This is a genomic window from Rhizobacter sp. P1_G5 (assembly GCF_056405435.1).
In genome coordinates, this window is record NZ_JBFUCB010000566.1 from 1 (window position 1) to 3985 (window position 3985).

Annotated in this window: 5 protein-coding genes; all 5 read left to right on the forward strand. The window is 71.3% G+C overall.

Annotation, left to right across the window (positions count from 1 at the left end):
* Positions 1-190 precede the first annotated feature (190 nt).
* The 5 genes from AC1D12_RS27020 to AC1D12_RS27040 all read left to right on the forward strand — a co-directional run bounded on the left by AC1D12_RS27020 (position 191) and on the right by AC1D12_RS27040 (position 3870).
* The gene (locus AC1D12_RS27020; RefSeq protein WP_465114575.1) at positions 191-853 is read left to right on the forward strand and encodes a response regulator transcription factor; all 663 of its coding nucleotides are present in this window, start codon (positions 191-193) and stop codon (positions 851-853) included.
* Positions 854-866: 13 nt separating this feature from the next.
* Positions 867-2216, forward strand: coding sequence for an ATP-binding protein (locus AC1D12_RS27025; RefSeq protein ID WP_477844097.1), 1350 nt, complete (start codon positions 867-869; stop codon positions 2214-2216).
* An 86-nt stretch (positions 2217-2302) separates the two neighbouring features.
* Positions 2303-2581 (forward strand): hypothetical protein, encoded by a 279-nt coding sequence (locus AC1D12_RS27030; RefSeq protein WP_477844099.1) that lies wholly within the window; start codon positions 2303-2305, stop codon positions 2579-2581.
* Positions 2582-2586: 5 nt separating this feature from the next.
* Positions 2587-2847 (forward strand): hypothetical protein, encoded by a 261-nt coding sequence (locus AC1D12_RS27035; RefSeq protein WP_465114580.1) that lies wholly within the window; start codon positions 2587-2589, stop codon positions 2845-2847.
* A 42-nt stretch (positions 2848-2889) separates the two neighbouring features.
* Positions 2890-3870, forward strand: coding sequence for a 2-dehydropantoate 2-reductase (locus tag AC1D12_RS27040; RefSeq protein WP_477844101.1), 981 nt, complete (start codon positions 2890-2892; stop codon positions 3868-3870).
* Positions 3871-3985: the final 115 nt, after the last annotated feature.

The window sequence follows — 3985 nt, forward strand, 5'->3', positions numbered from 1 at the left end:
CTACCCCCTGGTGCTCATCGTTATTAGTTGAGAATCATTCTCATTTTCCACGATCACGTCAAGGCTTCGCGAATGACCCTGCAACGACTGGCATGAAGGCTTGCGTCATCCGGTGGTCATCGTCCAGGCGGCATGGGTTCGTTCAGAATGCGTGCCTTGTCCTTGCGGTGAACCCTGGCGAAAACAAGCGATGCGCGTCCTGCTGGTGGAAGACGACCGGATGATCGGCGCGGCCGTGCAGCAGGCGCTGTCCGATGCCGCCTATGCAGTGGACTGGACCACCGACGGCGAGCAGGCCCTGGCCGCCGCGCTGGCGCAGGCCTATGACCTCGTGCTGCTCGACCTCGGCCTGCCGCGGCGCGACGGCATCGACGTGCTGCGCCAGCTGCGCGCGCGCGATGCCCGCGTGCCGATCCTGATCGTCACCGCGCGCGACGAGGTCGAAGACCGCATCGCCGGCCTCGACCTCGGCGCGGACGACTACGTGCTGAAGCCCTTCGACGTGCAGGAGCTGCTCGCGCGCATGCGTGCCGTGGTGCGCCGGCAAGGCGGCTCGGCGTCGCCCTTGCTGACCAACGGCGCGATCACGCTCGATCCGGTGACGCGCGACGTGAGCTTCGAGGGCCGCAGCGCCGCCCTCTCCGGCCGCGAGTTCACGTTGCTGCAGGCGCTGCTGGTGCGCCCCGGCGCGATCCTCTCGCGCCAGGAGCTCGAGGAGCGAATCTACGGCTGGAACGAGGAGGTCGAGAGCAACACCGTCGAAGTGCTGATCCACGGCATCCGCCGCAAGCTCGGCCCCGCGGTGATCCGCAACGTGCGCGGCGTCGGCTGGCGCGTGGACCGCGCGGCATGACTGTCATCGCCCCATGAGGAACTCGCTGCAGTTCCGCCTGTCGCTGTGGATGGCCGTGCTGCTGCTGGCCACCGCGGTCGCGGCCGGCGCGGTGTCGTTCTTCTGGGCGCTGCACGAGGCCAACGAGCTGCAGGACGACCTGCTCGAGCAGACCGCCGCGCTGGTGCTGGCCGGCCAGCTCGCGATCAACCCGGTCGAGCCGACGGCCACGCCGGGCGCGCCGCGGCCGAGCGTGGTGGTGGAGCTGGTCGACACGGCGGCGGGCGAGCCGCGCGTGAACGGCATCGGCCGGCTGCCGCGYGACCTGCCCGACGGGCTGGACACGCACGTCGCCGAAGGCCGCCCGTGGCGCATGCTGCTGACCCACCTGCCGGACGGCCGCCGCTTCATCGTCGCGCAGCAGACCGACCGGCGCGACGACATCGCGCAGGACAGTGCGCTGGCCGCGCTGGTGCCGCTGGTGGTGCTGCTGCCGGTGCTGTTGCTGCTGATCCGCGTGGTGATCGGCAGCACGCTGCGGCCGATCGCGCGGGCCTCGCACCAGCTGGATCGCCAGGGCGACGCCGCGCTGGTCGACGTGCCGGCCGGCGACATGCCCGACGAGGTGCGGCCCTTCGTCACGTCGATCAACGCGCTGCTGCGCCGCCTCACCGAATCGCTCGAGCAGCAACGCCGCTTCGTCGCCGACGCGGCGCACGAGCTGCGCTCGCCGATCACCGCGCYGACGGTGCAGGCCGAGAACCTGGAGCATGCGGAGATGTCGCCCGAGGCACGGCGGCGTTTCGTGCCGCTGCGCGAGGGGTTGTCGCGCTCGCGGGCACTGCTGGAGCAGCTGCTGTCGCTCGCGCGGGTGCAGGCGCCGCGGGCCGACGCGCACCACGGGCCGGATGCAGCGGCGCAGCCCTCGGTCGCGCTGCACGAGGTGGTGCGCGAGGTGGTCTCCGACCTGGTCGCGATGGCCGAGGCCGGACAGGTCGACCTGGGCGTCACGCGGCTCGACGCGGTGCGGGTCGCCGGCACGCCGGTCGACCTGCAGACGCTGGTGCGCAATGCGGTCGACAACGCGGTGCGCTACACGCCGGCCGGCGGGCGCGTCGACGTGAGCCTCGAACAGGCCGGTGGCCGCGCGCTGCTGCGCGTCGACGACACCGGCCCCGGCATTCCGCCGGACCAGCGCGAGCGGGTGTTCGATGCGTTCTACCGGCTGCTCGGCACGCAGCAGACCGGCAGCGGGCTGGGCCTGTCGATCGCGCGCAGCATTGCGCAGCGGCTGGGTGGAACGATCACGCTGGAGACGGCGCCGGGCGGGGGCTTGCGCTTCGAGTACCGGCAGGAGAGCCAGCAAGACAGCCGCCCCGCCTGACACCCGCGTCCCCAAGTTTCGGTATGGACGTGGCGGCTGGCGCCGTTACCGTGGCAGGTCCACTGCACCACCACCGGAGCAACTGAATGGCCTTGCATCGCAACGTCGGCGGCATCGTGAGCCTCGCGGCCGGCGCCACGYACCACTGGGAGTATTTCTTCGACGGCTTCGGCCGCGATGTCGGCGTCGCCGTCGCGGCGCCCAACATCCAGGAGCCGCAGGTCAACGTCGAACTGGTCACGGTCAGCCAGGGCGTCGTCGCCCGATCGAACGGCGAGACCGACGGCATCCACTACACCGTCAACATCCGCAATGCCGGGCCGGTGGCGATCCACTACAACCTCAGCATTGCCGAATGGAGTTGAGCACCATGCACACCGCCACCGTGATCACCGAGGCCGGCCGCGTGGTCGGCGTCCAGGTCGACCTGCCGGTCGGCTCGCGCCGCGTCGGCCCGGTCGCGATGCTGCGCGCCGGACCGGCACAGACGCTGCACCGCATCGACGTGGAGCTGCCCGAATCGCTCGCCACCGCCGACGAGATCGAGCGCTTCCACGCCGGCATCGCGAAGCGGCTGGCCCTGGCCGCGCCGGGCAAGTCGAAGTCAAAACCCCCGAAGACACGAAAGTAGCGCCTGTCGCAGAATGCCCCTTCGTTCAGAGAAGGGGCAGCGATGAAGGTGTGCATCTACGGGGCCGGCGCGATCGGCGGATTCATCGGCGCGCGGCTCGCGGCGAACACGGGCGCGCAGGTCAGCGCGGTCGCCCGCGGCGCGACGCTGCAGGCGCTGCGCGAACACGGCTGGCGGTTGCAGCAAGGCGGCCAGCTCGTCAGCGGGCCGGCCACCGCCAGCGCCGATGCGGCCGAGCTGGGCCCGCAGGACCTGGTCGTCATCGCCGTGAAGGGCCCGGCGCTCGCCGCGGTGGCCGACCAGCTCGCGCCGCTGCTCGCGCCGCACACCGTCGTGCTGCCGGCGATGAACGGCGTGCCCTGGTGGTTCGGCCGCGGCATCGCGGCGATCGGCGACGCTCCGCTCGAGAGCGTCGACCCCGGTGGCCGCATCGCCGCGAAGATCYCGCACGAGCAGGTGCTCGGCTGCGTCGTGCACGCGGCCACCACCAGCCCGCAGCCCGGCCTCGTCGAACACAAGATGGGCCAGGGCTTGATCATCGGCGAGCCCGGCGGCGGCGAATCGGCACGCGCCCGCGAGCTCGGCGCGCTGCTGACGCAGGCCGGCTTCGACGTCACCGTGTCGGCCAGCGTGCGCCAGGACATCTGGTACAAGCTGTGGGGCAACATGACGATGAACCCGGTGACGGCAATCACCGGCGCCACCGTCGATCGCGTGCTCGACGACCCGCTGCTGCTCACGTTCTGCGCGAACGCGATGCGCGAGGCCTCGGCGATCGGCGCGCGCATCGGCTGCGCGATCGCGCAGACCCCGGAAGACCGCCAGCAGGTCACGCGCAAGCTCGGCGCGTTCAAGACCTCGATGCTGCAGGACGTGGAGGCCGGCCGCGGCATCGAACTCGATGCGCTGGTCGGCGCGGTGCGCGAGATCGCGCAGCGCCTGCCACTGCCGACACCGAACATCGATGCGCTGCTCGGGATGACGCGGCTGTTCGGGCGCGTACACGGCCTGTACCCCCAGTAATCCCAACCGGACACCCCCATGACCCACCTTCCCCGCTTCCTCGGCGCCGCACTGCTGACACTGGCCGCCACGTTCGCACATGCGCAGACATCGGCACCGGCCCCGACTCATCGCC